Genomic DNA, 16,123 nt, shown 5'->3' with positions numbered 1-16,123 from the left:
TTTTAAATCCAGCATGCCAAAGTGACTCGATCATTTTGGCCATAGTCTTGAATGGTTTTAATCTCACTAAAACCATGCTCAGCAAATATATTTCGAACAGCTTGACCCTGATCATAACCATGCTCTAGTGCAATCCAGCCTTGTGGTTTTAACCAGTTTTTCCCTTGAGCAATAATAATTTCAATATCAGCCAGTCCCTGATGATCTGCAACCAATGCACGGCGTGGTTCTGTTGCCAAAGCTTGCATGTGTTCATCTTCAGGGTCGATATACGGCGGATTAGAAACAATTAAATCAAATTTTTGTGGCTCTAGTGCTTCAAACCAAGCGCCGCAAGCGAATTTTACACGATGCAAATTATGAGCTAGTGCATTTTCTTTTGCGACTTCTAAAGTAGGTGCATAAATATCAGTTGCTGTTACGAACCAATCTGAACGTTCACTCGCTAACGCAAGCGCAATTGCACCTGTCCCCGTTCCTAAATCCACAATATTTGCATTATTTGGCAAATTTAGATTTAAAACGGTTTCAACTAAAATTTCAGTATCAGGTCGTGGCACTAAAGTATCAGATGTTACTTTTAAATCGAGCGTCCAAAATGGCTGTGAACCCGTTACATAAGCTAAAGGTTCACCTTTTTGAATACGTTCAAGACCAGCTACATAGTCTTGCTCTTGTTGGGCAGTTAACTCTTGCTCAAGTCTAAACTTTAATTCAAGCGAATTGATTTTTAGAAAATGCTCAAGTAACCAAGCATTTTCTTGTCGTTCATAACTGTCAGGCTCACCACGAATTGCAAGCGCTTGAGCAATATTCATTAGCCGCCATTTTCCTGTGCAAGCATCGCAAGCTGATCTGCCTGATATTCACGATGTAAACTATCAAGCAATTCAGTTAAATCACCTTCCATAATCGCGTCTAACTTATATAAAGTTAGGTTAATACGGTGGTCAGTCATACGACCTTGTGGATAGTTATACGTACGGATACGCTCAGAACGGTCACCAGAACCAACTAAATCACGGCGCATTTCAGAAGTTGCTGCATCAGCTGCTGCACGTTTTGCATTTTCTAAACGTGATACCAAAAGAGCCATCGCTTTGGCTTTGTTTTTATGCTGTGAACGTTCTTCTTGGCACTCAACTACTGTACCTGTTGGAATGTGGGTAATACGTACCGCCGAATCAGTTTTGTTAATGTGCTGACCACCTGCACCAGATGCACGGTAAGTATCAATACGTAAATCTGCCGGATTAATTTCAACGTTGGTATCAACATCAATTTCAGGCAAGATCGCAACTGTACAAGCAGAAGTATGAACACGGCCTTGTGATTCAGTCGCTGGAACACGTTGTACACGATGCGCACCACTTTCAAACTTCAAGCGGCCATACACACCATCACCATCTACACGGCAAATAACTTCTTTAAAGCCACCATGCTCGCCTTCATTTTCAGAAAGTACTTCAATACGCCAATTTTGTGTCTCGGCATATTTACTGTACATACGGAATAAGTCACCAGAGAAAATTGCAGCCTCGTCACCACCCGTTCCAGCGCGAATTTCTAAATAAGCTGCATTAGAGTCATTTGGATCTTTTGGAATCATCAAAATATTGAGCTGGCTTTCTAACTCTACAAGCAAATCTTTATTTGCTTGAATTTCTTCTTCTGCCATATCTTTAAAGTCAGGATCAGACTTCATCATTTCAGCAGTTTCAATGTCTTCTTCTGCTTGACGGTATTTGCCCCAAACTTCGGTAATTTCAGATAAATCACTATGCTCGCGAGACAATTTACGGAAACGTTTGTTATCGGAGATGACTTCCACATCTGCAAGCAACGCGGTAAGTTCTTCATGTCGATCACAGAGTTGATCAAGTCGTAAACGGAGTGACGCTTTCATAAGAGGAAATATCTCAAAAGTCCAAAAAGCTTATCGAATGCTATATAAATAGAAGATAAGCAAAATCGTAAAAATAGCGCATAGTTTACAGATTATGCCGCTTAAATGACATATATAATCAGCCAATTCATCAACTTTCACTGTAAATAGCGACTTATTAATGTAATGATTTCAGATGAGATTTGCAGGCCACTCACGTCCCTTCTCTTTACTGTACGCACAACATAAACATAAGTCTCCTGCGACAAGAGTTTTGATCAATTTTCTCTGTTCAGATCGCGAGTAATTAACTCATTAAAATTAAATGAGACTCATATTTATATGGGTATTAAATATTCTATTTTAATAGAAAACATACAAACCAGACACTAAACTACAATAATGAATTGATGGTTCTCCATATTTTGAGAAACGTGTTTTGTTACATTTGCCGTAACAAAAGATATAGCGTCCTGCTGCTAAGGACACGGAGTAGAAAATGAAATTAAATGCTTGGTTATGTAGTGCTGTTTTAGCAACTTCTATGGTTACTGTAGCTCATGCTGACAACACAACACATGTAGCAGCTGCTTCTGCTTTAGGTAGTGTTGCTGGTACTGCAATTGGTAAAAGCATGGGTGGTACATCTGGCGCAACAATTGGTGCTGCTTTAGGTGGTGCTGGTGGTGCAGCAGTTGCAAGTGACCGTCGTCACCGTACAGAATCTGCAATTGGCGGTGGTTTAGGTGGTGGTGCTGGCTATACTGTTGGTAAAAGCATGGGTGGTACAAACGGTGGATACATCGGTGCTGCTTTAGGTGCGGCGGGTGGTTCTGCTTTAGGTAATAAAATTTCTAAAGACCGTGATTATGATCGATCTTCTAAACACTGGAAGAAAAAACACCGTCGTCATCACTAATCAAATTTGATGAAACGACTCTAAGCACCTTCGGGTGCTTTTTTATTAAGATCAATAAATATTTATAACCTCTCGCTTGCTCAGGATTTATCCATAAATTAATAGAAACCATACAAACAGACACAAAACTAACGTATCTCCTTTGGGGTTCTCCATAATTATCACGAAATTTTTTATTACATTTATCTCAAGATAAAAATACTGTCCTTCTCAATAAAAAGGACATGGAGTTGCAAGATGAAAATGAATATTTGGTTAGCTAGTGCATTAATTGCAACATCGTCTATGGTGACAGTTGCGCATGCAGATAATGGTACTCGTGTTGCTGCAACCTCTGCGTTAGGTAGTGTTGTTGGTACAGCAATTGGTAAAAGCATGGGTGGCACAACAGGCGCAACAATTGGTGCTGCTTTAGGTGGTGCTGGTGGTGCAGCCGCAGCGAGTGACCGTCGCAATCGTACCGAAGCTGCCATTGGCGGTGCTTTAGGTGGTGGTGCTGGTTATACCGTCGGTAAAAACATGGGTGGTACCAACGGTGGTTACATCGGTGCAGCGGTAGGTGCTGCGGGTGGTTCAGCGCTAGGTCGTAAAGTTTCTGAAGATCGTAACTACGATGATCGCTATGATCGTGGTAGCCGTTATGATCGAGATGATCGTAGATATGACGATGGTGACCGTCGTTACTATAGTAAAGGTGGCCATCGTCGTCATGACAATGGTTTACACCGCGGTTGGTATAAAAATCGCTAATTCACATATGAACCAAAAGAGCACCTTCGGGTGCTTTTTTATTGAGAGGTAAAAGTTAATATCGAAAAAAAACGATATACATTACCCCTCATATATCGTAGTATTTCGATATACCCCTATTCGAGAATATCGCATGCGATCACTTCAAGATACCAAGTTTTCAATTTTGGAACTTGCTCCCATTCGTAATGATAAAACCATCGAATTTTCGTTACGTCATGCATTAGAGTTAGCACAACATGCAGAGAAATTAGGTTATGAACGTTTCTGGCTTGCAGAACATCACAACATGGATGGAATTGCTAGCTCTGCTACAGCGGTCTTACTCGGTTTTATTGCAGCACATACACAGCATATTCGTTTAGGTTCCGGTGGCATTATGCTTCCTAACCATGCTCCTTTAGTTGTCGCAGAACAATTTGGAACACTTGCTACGTTATATCCAAACCGTATTGAACTTGGGTTAGGACGTGCTCCTGGTACAGATCAACTTACCATGCGAGCTTTGCGTCGTGGTCATCAAGAAACAGAAGATCAATTTCCAAGAGATGTTGTCGAAATCTTAAAATATTTTGACGCCCCTCAGGCAGGACAAAAGATTATTGCAACACCAGGACAAAATACCCATGTTCCTGTTTGGTTACTTGGGTCTAGTCTTTTTAGTGCGCAACTGGCAGCAAAACTTGGACTTCCCTACTCATTTGCATCTCATTTCGCACCACGTATGTTAGGTCAAGCGATTCAGCTCTATCGAGAGAACTTTGAGCCTTCTGAGTACCTAGATAAACCTTATGTTTCTATGGGTGTGCCTGTTGTTGTGGCAGATACAGATGAGGAAGCTCAGTTCTTAGCAACGAGTGCGTACCAACGTGTATTAGGTTTAATTCGTGGCGAAAGTTTAAAGCTTAAACCACCAGTTGAATCAATGCAGGGATTATGGAATACAGCAGAACAGCTTTCTGTTGAGAACTTCTATGCAATGGCGCAAATTGGTTCTGTAGATACAGTTCGCTCTGGTTTACAAAAACTTTTAGCGACATACGATGTTGATGAATTTATTTTCACATGCGATGTATACGATACAGCTAAACGTTTAGAAAGCTTTACACAACTAATGAATGTAAAAACAGAACATTAAACTCCACTTCGCATGCCCATACTTGAATTGATTTCGAGTATGGGATGACCATCTATCTGAAAAGACTTTACCCCGACTTCCTGCTTGGTTATTTATATTAAAACGATAAAAACATCATGATTTAAAAACCAAAAGGACTTTTGGAAAAATGAGTATTAATATTAAAAATAACACTTCAAAATCAGCAATTTTTCAAAATACCTCTCAAGATTTTGAAGACTTTACTGGTCAAGTGATTCCATCAACCTCAATTAAAGAATTTGATTTTACACATTCATCTGTCGCGATTATTGGTACAAATCAAGATACCGTGACCCATCTTGAAAAAATCTGTCAACAAGCAAGATTTGTGACCGTATTTCAAATCACACCTCACTTTATTTTGCCCCACAGTCAAATGGGCACAAATAAGTTAATTACCCATCCTCTCATTATTAAAAACCGGAGATTATTTAACAATCGAGTAAAAAGTCTTTTGGCCCTACGTTTTCTTGATACTCAGGTGAGTGAAACATGGCTTAAGCGTCTTTTAACACCCAATATGGCAACCGCTAAAAAGGTATTTTTTAAATCTGATAGTTATTATACGGCACTCCAAAAATCCAACTGTAAATTACAAACTTGGCCCATTGTTAAAGTTAACCCTACATCAATCCATAGTATGGATGGCATAGAACAACCTGTTGATATCATTATTAGAGCAACCGTATAAAAATAAAAAAGCATGGTTTTTAAGCCATGCTTTTTTATTTACTCATATTTTTGCAAATTGCCATGATCATCGTAATGCAAAATGACACGTTGTTTCTTTTGCAATTCACTTAACATCTCGGAACTAACCGAAAATTGGGCTGCTAACAGTTCGACAGAACTATTAGGCGCCTTAGCTCTTCGGTCCTCGCCACTAAACCTAATCCAGTTATAACTCGCCCATAAAATTAAAATAAGCGCGCTAATTCCAATGAGTAATGCTAAATGTAATAAGGTCTTAACTTCTGATATATGGTCAACCCAGACATAATCATAAATTAAGTGTCCTTCAAAAACCCATAAAAACAGTGAAACCAATGGAAACAACAACCACATTAAACAAAACCAACCAATGGTTTGTAATGTGTAGTTTCCCGTTTTATTTTTGACGTATTCTGGCTGGTCAATATATTCAGGGATATCTAACGTTTCGATATCTTTATTTTCCTCAGGTTTCATGGGTTATCTCCACGGAAGCCTCGGTCTGGGCTTACCCAGCGGGCACGTTTTTTAGTGTTAAATAAAGTTTTTGGAACCGCAACGACACTTGTAAACAAAGTCAGTAACCAGAAAAACAACGGGTACCAAATCACCCAAAAATAATTTCTAAAGAAGCGGCTACGGTCATAGCGTTGATCAATCCACAAACTCACCAAAAACTGGATTAAACATGTTCCGCCGAGTATTACACCATACCACTGTGGCATAAGCGTTTTGATCTGCCATTGCAGAGGCAACTCAATAAACAATCCGACAAAAAATAGCGTAAAGATCAGAATCATGACATAAGACCAGATAATACTAACTAGCGCCTCGATCATAACAGGCCACATTCTGCGGACACGCAGTTTGAACATTTGTGGAATATATTCTATAAGAACCTCTACCCCACCTTGTGCCCAACGAAGGCGTTGCTTCCATAACCCTTTAAATGTCTCAGGCATATAGATATAACAAAGCGCTTGTGGAATATACTGAATATCCCAGTGGTCGAGCTGTAACTTCCATGAAATATCAATATCTTCGGTAATTTTATCATCTGACCAAAAACCGACTCGAACGAGAGCTGTTTTACGGAATGCCGCAATCACACCCGACACTGTAAAAATACGGCCATATGTACGCTGCGCACGTTTGATCAAACCAATAATCGAAGAAAACTCACCAACCTGTAATTTTCCTAAAATACTAGATCGGTTTAAAATTCGTGGATTACCCGTTACAGCCCCAATTCGCGGGAAGTTAATAAATGGCTGCATTAACCAAAGTACCGCATGCGGATGTAACAATGCATCACCATCGATACAAACAAGATATTCGTATTTACTAACCAATACGCCCGATCTTAAAGCTACGGCCTTACCCTGATTTTCTGCTAAGCGCACAACCCGAAGTCGTGAGTCTTGCGCTGACAATTCATCTAGAATTTCAGCTGTCCTGTCACTACTTCCATCATTAACGGCGATCACTTCAAAATTAGGATATTTGGTTTGCAGTGCATAACGAATTGTTTGGCGTACTTGAGCTTCTTCGTTAAAACACGGAATAATGATACTGCATCCTTCGCTGGTCGGTTCAGGAAGTGCTTGTTCACGGTATTCTCTTTTAAAGAAGAACCAAAGTCCCCCTACCATCCATGTCCAAGCCATCAGTAAGGGATATAAAAAGGCAAAAGCAAATAGAATATCGAGTAATACTCTCATTACTTTTTCCCCTCTACCAATTCAGCAAAAGGCAGATACATCACAGGACTAGCATTCAGACTCATCGGATTATACAAATATTGATGAACATCTTTTGATTTTTCAAAGTCATAGCCATCGATACCGAATTTCTGGATTCCTACTCGCTGAATCGAAAAAAGTCCTTGCTGTACTTCTTCCCAAGCAGTTTTTTGCGAGTTTTCTGGTAATTCTAAAGTCAACATTATTCTTTGCTTATCATTTTCATCAAGTGTATTTAAAAGCTTTAACAACTCATTAAATTGCTTTTTCTTGCCAATCACATCGAACTTCAAATTGACTAAATCATGTTGTAATAAAAGCGTTTTGATAAGCTCAGGTAGCTTTTCCACATGATCTAAATCATGTGTAAGCAATAAACTAAATTGCGCCTGATTACTCATGTTTAAATAAGGTTTGACCGCTTTTTTAGTCATTTGACTCAGTTGTTCGAGCTGTTTTGATTGCTCAATACAACTGTTTTCTTGCACTGTTATTTTTTGCATTGCGCAGTTTAAAGCTGTTCCTGCATTGAGCTGAACACCACTTAAATTGCTGTTAAAGCGTGCGATATCTTTAGCCAAATCTACTGTTAAAAATGGCTTATCTTTTTGAGGATAAGCTGGCAACTCTAATATTACCGATTGACCTGCCCGAGTTTGAGCCTGCCATAAACTACGGTTTAAAATATCTTGTTGAACTGGCATTTTATTTGTAGGGAAATAAGCAACATCGTATTGCCCATCTCCGTTTTTATCTTCCAAAGGCTTTAAGATTAGAGCATTGTTTTTTAGGCTATATAGTTTTGATAACAACTGCCCTAGTTTTTCATCGGTCTGAGCATTTTGTGGAGCTGCTAACTGCTTTAAATCCATACTCACAAAGTGACGTGGTTGCTTAAATAAATCTGACTCTTCGAAATTCAGAATATTTAACATACCTTCGGTGAGCTGTTCAGCTGTAGGGTTACCTATAACCAAGCTTCGTTTAAATGTTGAATCATTCACACGATTCATACCATCACGACCCAAACTGAAAGAAAACTCAAAGCCTGCTTGCTGCGCTAGTTTTTCCAGTTGCTCATTCACAGCGCCATAAGGCCAAATAATTGCTTTCGGATTAACACCGACTTCTTTTTTCAAAACGGCGTAGGATTTTTTCAAATCCTGCAAAATACGTTGTTGATATTCTGCATCTGTTTCATAACGTGATTGCGATTTTAAATAGGCATAAGAAGTTGCAGCCGGTTGCTCATTACCTTGAGGATTGGCCAATACGCCATGATGTAAATCATCACTATGGCTTGCAAACTCGGCTAACCCCGATGCTTGCATTTCACGAACTTGAGCCCAGTTCACCAAGTTACCCTGCCCATAAGCTTCATAACCTGCCTGAGTATTGCCATTTAACCAACTGGTTGGAAGAGCAAATACTGCTGGAATTTTATATTGCTTAAGTAAAGGAAATACTCGGCTATAACTACTCAACGCACCATCATCGAAGGTCAGTAGAATAGAGTTATGAGGTAATTCTTTACCTTGCTTACGAGCCTCTTCAATATCTTTCAGACGAATTGGTTTCCAATCAGACTGACTGAGCCAATCCAGAAACTGCGCCAGATTATTGGTTTGAATCGCATAAACATCACGGTCGCCTTCTTTTAGGACGTCATCTCGCACATCATGAAAAGTTAAAGAAACCGTATGATTTTTTGGTAGTTCAGTTTCAATGCGGGCATGAGAAAATTGTACGGGTAATAATGTTGAAGCAAGCACACAGCTCAACATTTTTGACTTCATATTATTCATTAAAAACGCCCTTCAAATCCGAAAATACCGTAGGTATGTTGTTCATCATGACCATCGTATGGATGGTATTGCCAACCAATTCCATAATTAAGTTGCCAAGTCCGTGAGAGCTGCCATTGATGTTGATATTGCAAAGAATATGTTGGCCGAGCTGAGTAATCTGCTTGTATATAAAGCCCGACACCAGCTTCAAAATGCTGTTTAAATGAGCGTTCGTATTCTCGCCAAGTGACCCAGTCATGGCTTAAATTCAACTCAGCACTGTAGTGATTGCTTGGGCTAAAGTAAGCTGTCTGATCTTGGCTATTGCTGCCATAAAATCCACGAACGGTTCCGTAGGTAACATGGTGAGGCGCATCAAATAATCGCTCGCGCCAAAAAGTAGAAAATTCTTGTTGTTTATTACCGTCGCTTATATCGGTTAAGCCATAACTCGCCCCAATTTGACGTGACTCATCTTTTTGCCATGTCAAAGCGGCACGGTAAGCTTGCCCATCCTCACCAGCGTCAATTGCCTGCAATGGAATATTAGCTTGACTGTCATATTGCAATTGATATTGCCAGTGATCGTTTAACCATTGCGACCAATCAAGACGAACCCCTGCTTGTCCACCATCTGTACTTTGCGACAAAATTGCCGACAATGCCTTACGGTTCGCTTGCCACTCAGCACCGACGCCATAACGTTGGTCATGCACATCACCAAAACGATATTCTCCAAAACGGTCTTGATGCCAAGCAAATAGACGATAATTATCTTTAATCCACGGGCTATTAAGACGAGTTTCCATTTCACGGTCTTTTAAACCATTTTGCCCGCTCACAGAATCACTGTTCTCTGCTTTACTTTGGCCCCAAGTTGTTGAATGCGAGATGGTTGCTCTATCACGATCATCCAACTCCTTTCGACTTTTAACTACGCCGCTATCTTCAGGATAATATTGCAAAAGACTTTCTGTACTTTTGCGCCACTCAGGAATATCCCCTAAAGCCTGAGCATTTTGCATCTGGTTAATTCGAGTATCTTTGGCAACTGGTGTTAAACCATTTAAACGAGCAATTGTTTGTTTGGACTGTAAAGGTTTATCTCTCCAGCGCTCAACACGAGCCAAATTATTAATTAAACCTTCGTTGGCAGGTGCAAGATCTACTTGTTTCTGGAAGTGTTTTTCTGATTGATCCAAATGATTTGCATAAGCTAAATGCATACCTTGTAAAGCAATATAATCATCGCGATCAGGGTGGCTCGATTTATCTACCCCTTTGGCTTGACTATATTTATACGTAGGAATTAGCCGATCAACATCACTTAAAAGTTGTTCAGCTTGTTTATATTTTTCTTGTTCAATATATGAGTAATACAGTCCAGTATATACCGTCATATCTGAATAGTTTTTTTCAGTAAGCAAGGTTTTAAAAGCAAGCTCAGCTTGTTGCGGCTGTCTTTCAGCCAAATAACTATCAGCGATCGCATGACGAATATAGGCAGGTAGTTTTTCTAGAGGTACATTTAATTTAGTAAATTGATCTAATACCGTACGACTACGCCCGCGGAAATCTAAGGCATATATGTAGTCATAATGGAATCTTAAATAATTAGGATCTGACGTTTGAATCAAAGGCTGCATTTGCTCGCCTTGCTTCAACACAGCATCAAGCTCAGCAAAAGCTTCACTATCCGACATGCCTTCTCGATTCAAATATTTATAACGAGTAATTGCGTTATTTACACGTTGAGAAAACTCACTCACTTGTAGCCAGTGTTGTAACGATTCAGTTTGTGCATTTTTATCGCTGGCAAGCACTAACTGCTGAGCCTTGTTATAAGCCCCTACAGCCGCTAAGTCATAACTGTATTCTTGTAAAACTGCAAAAGACTTCGGCTGCTGCTTATATGCTTGTTCAATTACAGATAAAGCATCTACAGGCGAATTGATAAGTCGATATGCATAGGCTATTTGTACAAGTTGATCAGTCTTCAGATTTTTAGTATTAATCTTTGCTAACTGTGCTTTGCCATTTACAACATCTTTAGCTTCAGCATATAAAACTGCCAGCAAAATCTGTCCATCAGGCGTCTTTTGAATATTAAATTTATTCGACCAAGCAATCGCATTTTTAAAGTGTTTAAAATCACGAAAATTACGTATTAAAGGTAGCTGTCCATATTCTGGAAAAGTAACTAAATTAATATTCGCTAAATGCTGAGAAAAAGTTACTAGATCTTTTTTTTCATTTGACATTACAACTAAATAATCAGCTAGCAATTTTTGATCATGCGGATAGGTTTTTAGCAATTGATCCAGTTGAAATATTGCTTGGTGAGTTTGTCCAGTTTTGTAGGTGTGAATAGCCTGCTCTCTCAATTCATCCACTTGAGCAGCATATAAATTGAGAGGCAAGATGTATACCAATGAAAAAACACATTTTTTTAGCATTTTGATAATCGGATAGTCCCATATCGAGGTGGGAAAGTATAATTAAAATAAAAAACCAATCACACAACACAAAAATAATGTGACCTATTTATCATTTTTAAATATTTAATGTATTTTTACATGATTTTTAAAAATATTTAGCAAAATTAAATAATTAGAATTTTTAAACTTACTCAAATATATACATTTCTTTTCAATATTCTTATTTTATTTCACAATTGAATTATAAAAACGTTACAGGCTGATAACTAATAAAAACGTTTTAATAACTTTTTGTTTTATATTTAAAACTTTTATTTTTCTCATGTTTTATATTTAAAACCATTCAAATTACCTATAAATTAATATAAAAAATTTGAATGGTTAAAATAAAGATTTGATTAAATTAACCAATACGACGTTTTAATCCTGTCATTTGTAAAACGCGCGTTGAAATTTCTTCAATAGACATTTCAGTCACATTTAAATATTTAATCCCTTCTGAAATATAGATTCCTTCAATTGCTCTGAGTTCCATTTGGCATTGGCTAAAACTTGCATAACGACTATTCGCTTTACGTTCACTACGAATCGCAACTAATCGCTCAGCATCAATCATTAAACCAAACAATTTACTGCGATGCGGTCTTAGTACTGCTGGCAAACGGTTATCATCCAAATCTTCTTCTGTTAAAGGATAGTTTGCAACACGGATACCAAATTGAAGAGATAAGTAAATAGAAGTTGGTGTTTTACCCGAACGAGAGACGCCAATTAAGATTAAATCCGCTTTATCATAATGACGAGTACGCGCTCCGTCATCATTATCAAGCGCAAAATGAACAGCATCAATACGAGCTTTATAAGATTCAGAATCGGTTACGGCATGCGTCTGCCCAACTAATGTCGTAGGTGGCGTACCTAACTCTTGTTCCAATTTGCTGATTAAACCTTCAAACACATCAAGATTAACTGCTTTAGCAGTATTAATGATTTCTCGTACGTGTGGGTCAACTAAAGTATCAAAGACTAAAGGTAGGCAACCATCTTTGGTTTGACATCTATTAATTTCAATTACAACATCCATTGCCGCCTCTTCAGTTGTAATATACGGCATGATATGAATATCAAAATCAACATTGGGAAATTGTGCTAATAACGAATGTCCAAGAGTCTCGGCAGTAATTGCAGTTCCATCAGAAATAAAAAAAACGCTCCGTCTAAACTGTTTACTTTCTGACATTAAAATTCTCCTTAAACATTTGTCTTAGTGCTATATAATCTTTATAGTAAACTGATCTTACATGACTGTCGCTTAGTATAATTCTCAACTAAGCACTTTATTTTTATAATTTCATGCCAAGATAGACATTAATACTGCAAAAGTGGAGTGAAAACTTTGGAAGCGCGCGTAATCGGTCTAGAAAAATTAGGGAAACACGATGTCGAACTCGTAGGTGGGAAAAACTCATCTTTGGGTGAAATGATCAGCCATTTATCAAATGCTGGTGTATCGGTACCTGGCGGTTTTGCAACTACTGCTGATGCCTATCGTGAGTTCTTAGATCAAAGCGGTCTTAACGCTCGAATTCAAGCAGAACTTGCTCAACTCAATGTTGATGATGTAAATGCCCTTGCTGAAACAGGTGCTAAAATTCGTCAATGGATTGTAGAGACTCCACTCACTGCAAACCTAGAACAAGAAATTCGCGCTGCTTTTACAACACTTTCTAACGGCAACCCAGAAATCGCGGTTGCCGTTCGTTCATCTGCAACTGCTGAAGATTTACCAGATGCTTCATTCGCAGGTCAGCAAGAAACTTTCTTGAATATTCGTGGTATTGATAACGTTCTTATTGCGATTAAAGAAGTATTCGCTTCTTTATATAATGACCGTGCAATTTCTTACCGTGTACATCAAGGTTTTGACCATGACGTCGTTGCACTTTCTGCAGGCGTTCAGCGTATGGTTCGTTCTGAAACTGGTGCTGCGGGTGTAATGTTTACACTTGATACTGAGTCTGGTTTCCGCGACGTTGTATTTATTACAGCATCTTATGGTTTAGGTGAAATGGTTGTACAGGGTGCAGTTAACCCAGACGAATTTTACTTATCTAAACCATTATTAAATGCTGGTAGACATTCAGTTTTACGCCGTAACCTTGGTTCAAAACACCAGAAAATGATTTATGGTGAAGAAGGTTCTGCTGGTAAATCAGTTGTTGTTGTTGATGTTGAGAAACAAGAGCGCCAACAATTTGCTTTAAATGATCATGAGTTACAAGAGCTAGCTAAACAAGCGCTTATTATTGAGCAGCACTACGGTGCGCCAATGGATATCGAATGGGCAAAAGATGGCGATGATGGTCAAATTTATATTGTTCAAGCTCGCCCTGAAACAGTAAAAAGCCGTCAAAATGTAGGCACAATGGAACGCTACCTTCTTAAACAAAGAGGTACTGTTCTTTGTGAAGGTCGTTCAATTGGTCAACGTATTGGTTCTGGTAAAGTCCGTATCATTAACTCAATTAAAGAAATGGACAAAGTTCAAGAAGGCGACGTTCTTGTATCAGATATGACCGATCCGGATTGGGAACCGGTAATGAAACGTGCTGCGGCAATTATTACTAACCGCGGTGGTCGTACATGTCACGCAGCAATTATTGCACGTGAACTTGGTGTACCTGCTATTGTCGGCTGTGGTAACGCAACAGAAGTATTGACTGATGGTCAAGAAGTAACTGTTTCTTGTGCTGAGGGTGACACTGGTTTCATCTATGAAGGTGCTTTAGATTTCGAAGTTCAACGTAACTCAATTGAATCTATGCCTAAGCTATCGTTCAAAATTATGATGAATGTAGGTAACCCTGACCGCGCGTTTGACTTTGCTCAAATTCCAAATGAAGGTATTGGTCTTGCTCGTCTTGAGTTCATTATTAACCGTATGATCGGCGTGCATCCTAAAGCCCTACTCAACATTGATAGCCTACCGCGTGAAACTCGTGCTGCGGTTCTAACTCGTACTGCGGGTTATGCTTCACCAGTAGATTTCTATGTTGAAAAATTGGTTGAAGGTATTGCGACCCTTGCTGCTGCATTTGGTGACAAGCCAGTTATCGTTCGTATGTCTGACTTCAAATCAAATGAATATGCAAACTTGATTGGCGGTAAGTTATACGAGCCTGAAGAAGAAAACCCGATGCTCGGTTTCCGTGGTGCAAGCCGTTATGTATCGGATAACTTCCGTGACTGTTTCGAATTAGAATGCCGTGCACTTAAAAAAGCTCGTGATGAAATGGGTCTAACCAATATTCAAATCATGATTCCTTTTGTACGTACTGTATCTGAAGCAAAACGCGTTATTGAGTTACTTGCACAAAATGGTTTGAGACGTGGTGAGAACGGCTTAAAAGTAATCATGATGTGTGAATTACCAACTAACGCTTTGTTAGCTGAACAGTTCCTAGAGCATTTTGACGGCTTCTCTATTGGTTCGAATGACTTAACTCAGTTAACGCTCGGTCTTGACCGTGACTCTGGCATTGTTTCACACCTATTTGATGAACGTGATGCAGCAGTTAAAGCGCTTCTTTCAATGGCAATCCATGCCTGCCGTAAAGCAGGTAAATATGTAGGTATCTGTGGTCAAGGTCCTTCAGACCATCCAGATCTTGCAAAATGGTTAATGGAACAAGGTATTGAGTCTGTCTCTCTTAACCCAGACTCAGTTTTAGATACATGGTTCTTCCTTGCTGAAGAAAAAATCAAGCAAATCTAATATGTTATAAAAAAAGGCCCATCCGTGGGTCTTTTTTCATCTTTAGAATAGAGAATTTTTATTTATGCAAATTTACTTGGCACGTAATAATCAACAAGCTGGGCCTTACACCTTAGAGCAAGTAAATCAAATGTTGGCTAGCCAACAAATTTTGTTAACTGATTTAGCTTGGCATGAAGGCATGACAGAATGGAAAGCTTTAGGAGAATTAACCCAAGGTAAACTTGTATATCAACCTATCGGTTATTCTGCACCTGTCATAAACACCAGTAGCTCACCTAATGAAACTATTCGTCAAATTCGTGTAGAGCCTAAAATTCACGAACTTGCCTCAATTCAATCTCGAGCTTTGGCAAAAATTATTGATTTATTACTTTGGTTACCCATAGCTGCGATTCCTTCTTTTTTCTTTAATGAATCTCAATATAAGCAATTATTTGAATTGCAAAAACAAATGCAATCAGCTGAAGTTGCTTCAACTAAAGCAGCAGAGCTACAACATCAACTTTTTACTTTAATTCCTATTGAAGCTTGGCATTCTATGCTTGCTTACGTCGTAATCATGCTTGCAATTCAAGCCTTTCTTTTAACAAAATATGGGCAAAGTATAGGTAAGAAAATTGTTGGAATTAAAATTGTAGATGCCGAAAGCAATGGTAAAGTTAATTTAACTCGCATCTTCTTATTAAGAAGTGTTGTTTTCATCATACTCAACTTGTTGTTTATGCCTATTAGTACAATTATTGACTACGCTTTTGCATTAGGGCAAAAGAGACAGGCGCTACATGACAAAATTGCAAGAACAAAAGTGATCAAATGATAGTGAATGACTCATTCATTTAAGGTCTAAAAAAAAAGGAGGCACCCCGCCTCCTTTTTTCTATAGAGAGTTGATATTTAAATAAAAGCTCCATATTGATTCGATACCCTACAAAAAAAATCGGGTTTTAAAACAAT

At 38.7% G+C, this 16,123-nt stretch carries 13 protein-coding genes and 1 pseudogene; 7 read left to right on the top strand and 7 right to left on the bottom strand.

Annotation, left to right across the window (positions count from 1 at the left end; all coding sequences use genetic code 11):
• Positions 1-2 precede the first annotated feature (2 nt).
• Positions 3-818, bottom strand: coding sequence for a peptide chain release factor N(5)-glutamine methyltransferase (prmC, locus tag MJX77_RS12245; protein WP_252059201.1), 816 nt, complete (start codon positions 816-818; stop codon positions 3-5).
• On the bottom strand, positions 818-1,906 hold the full coding sequence (prfA, locus tag MJX77_RS12240; RefSeq protein ID WP_005306718.1) for a peptide chain release factor 1: 1,089 nt from the start codon (positions 1,904-1,906) through the stop codon (positions 818-820). The genes prmC and prfA overlap by 1 nt, the downstream gene beginning before the upstream one ends.
• Positions 1,907-2,087: 181 nt before the next feature.
• Here prfA and MJX77_RS12235 point away from each other — a divergent pair.
• The 5 genes and pseudogenes from MJX77_RS12235 to MJX77_RS12215 form a co-directional block, all read left to right on the top strand.
• Positions 2,088-2,192: pseudogene (locus tag MJX77_RS12235) on the top strand (LysR family transcriptional regulator); the annotation flags it as partial.
• A 192-nt stretch (positions 2,193-2,384) separates the two neighbouring features.
• Complete coding sequence (locus tag MJX77_RS12230; protein ID WP_005306721.1) at positions 2,385-2,804, top strand: glycine zipper domain-containing protein; 420 nt, start codon at positions 2,385-2,387, stop codon at positions 2,802-2,804.
• Between the two features lie 237 nt (positions 2,805-3,041).
• A complete protein-coding gene (locus MJX77_RS12225) occupies positions 3,042-3,554 on the top strand; it encodes a glycine zipper domain-containing protein (RefSeq protein WP_192835486.1) in 513 nt (170 codons plus the stop codon).
• A gap of 133 nt (positions 3,555-3,687) precedes the next feature.
• Complete coding sequence (locus tag MJX77_RS12220) at positions 3,688-4,692, top strand: LLM class flavin-dependent oxidoreductase (protein ID WP_252059200.1); 1,005 nt, start codon at positions 3,688-3,690, stop codon at positions 4,690-4,692.
• Positions 4,693-4,840: 148 nt separating this feature from the next.
• Positions 4,841-5,404 (top strand): NAD(P)/FAD-dependent oxidoreductase, encoded by a 564-nt coding sequence (locus tag MJX77_RS12215; RefSeq protein ID WP_252059199.1) that lies wholly within the window; start codon positions 4,841-4,843, stop codon positions 5,402-5,404.
• A 38-nt stretch (positions 5,405-5,442) separates the two neighbouring features.
• On the opposite strand, the gene pgaD is transcribed toward MJX77_RS12215, so the two are convergent.
• The 5 genes from pgaD to ppsR all read right to left on the bottom strand — a co-directional run bounded on the left by pgaD (position 5,443) and on the right by ppsR (position 12,631).
• Positions 5,443-5,901 carry a poly-beta-1,6-N-acetyl-D-glucosamine biosynthesis protein PgaD gene (gene pgaD, locus MJX77_RS12210; RefSeq protein WP_252059198.1) on the bottom strand — a complete coding sequence of 153 codons (459 nt, stop codon included), beginning with the start codon at positions 5,899-5,901 and terminating at the stop codon, positions 5,443-5,445.
• Positions 5,898-7,145 (bottom strand): poly-beta-1,6-N-acetyl-D-glucosamine synthase, encoded by a 1,248-nt coding sequence (gene pgaC, locus MJX77_RS12205; protein ID WP_252059197.1) that lies wholly within the window; start codon positions 7,143-7,145, stop codon positions 5,898-5,900. Before pgaC ends, pgaD begins: the two co-directional genes overlap by 4 nt.
• Positions 7,145-8,971 carry a poly-beta-1,6-N-acetyl-D-glucosamine N-deacetylase PgaB gene (gene pgaB, locus MJX77_RS12200; protein WP_252059196.1) on the bottom strand — a complete coding sequence of 609 codons (1,827 nt, stop codon included), beginning with the start codon at positions 8,969-8,971 and terminating at the stop codon, positions 7,145-7,147. Before pgaB ends, pgaC begins: the two co-directional genes overlap by 1 nt.
• Positions 8,971-11,409, bottom strand: a complete 2,439-nt coding sequence (pgaA, locus tag MJX77_RS12195; RefSeq protein ID WP_252059195.1) for a poly-beta-1,6 N-acetyl-D-glucosamine export porin PgaA — start codon at positions 11,407-11,409, stop codon at positions 8,971-8,973. Before pgaA ends, pgaB begins: the two co-directional genes overlap by 1 nt.
• Before the next feature lie 385 nt (positions 11,410-11,794).
• Positions 11,795-12,631: a posphoenolpyruvate synthetase regulatory kinase/phosphorylase PpsR gene (gene ppsR / locus MJX77_RS12190; protein ID WP_004791471.1), complete on the bottom strand. Its 837-nt coding sequence runs from the start codon at positions 12,629-12,631 to the stop codon at positions 11,795-11,797.
• 147 nt (positions 12,632-12,778) lie between these two features.
• On the opposite strand from ppsR, the gene ppsA reads away from it, so the two are divergent.
• Positions 12,779-15,166, top strand: coding sequence for a phosphoenolpyruvate synthase (gene ppsA, locus MJX77_RS12185; protein WP_171056848.1), 2,388 nt, complete (start codon positions 12,779-12,781; stop codon positions 15,164-15,166).
• 64 nt (positions 15,167-15,230) lie between these two features.
• A complete protein-coding gene (locus MJX77_RS12180; protein WP_049837016.1) occupies positions 15,231-15,986 on the top strand; it encodes an RDD family protein in 756 nt (251 codons plus the stop codon).
• Positions 15,987-16,123: the final 137 nt, after the last annotated feature.

The sequence above is a fragment of the Acinetobacter sp. AHP123 genome (assembly GCF_023757925.1).
Lineage (GTDB): Bacteria > Pseudomonadota > Gammaproteobacteria > Pseudomonadales > Moraxellaceae > Acinetobacter > Acinetobacter oleivorans.
Note: the sequence above shows the minus strand (reverse complement) of the source record. Positions and strands in the feature narration are given on the sequence as shown.